The sequence below is a fragment of the Pedobacter sp. ASV12 genome, assembly GCF_016429155.1.
In the GTDB taxonomy this organism is placed as follows: Bacteria; Bacteroidota; Bacteroidia; order Sphingobacteriales; family Sphingobacteriaceae; genus Pedobacter.
Genome location: NZ_JAELUC010000362.1, coordinates 1 through 385, shown reverse-complemented (window position 1 = coordinate 385; position 385 = coordinate 1). Strand labels below are relative to the sequence as shown.

At 33.5% G+C, this 385-nt stretch carries 1 protein-coding gene; it reads right to left on the bottom strand.

Annotation, left to right across the window (positions count from 1 at the left end; translation table 11 throughout):
* Nucleotides 1-81: 81 nt before the first annotated feature.
* Nucleotides 82-385 (bottom strand): hypothetical protein (locus JHD69_RS21250; RefSeq protein ID WP_233166156.1); only part of this gene is annotated, 304 nt, incomplete at its 5' end.

Sequence of the window (385 nt, the reverse complement as noted above, 5' to 3'; positions counted from 1 at the left end):
CATAGTTAATGTATCTAGATTGGGCTTGTTTAGATGCAACATCTCCAGCAATAAAATAATTAGGGTAATTTTTGTCTTCCATTAGGGTCTTACTTTAGTTTTAGAAGAGATTGGAGCAGTTCTTTTATTAAAGGCTTTCTCAATATATAGTTCTGGATTCTTACAAAAATCTTCCCATTTGACTAAAACGCAGTACCTATCCTCTTCACTCCATGCGCATTTGTTATGGGGTATGTAATAATTGTAAGAAAACTCTGATATCACTGTGCCATTATTGATCATAACATTGTTATGACTCCCACCGCAAGTATTACAAGTTCCACTTCCTGTAAATATTTTTTCATACATATTTGGCAGAACGACACCTAATATACCGTTTTTTGTA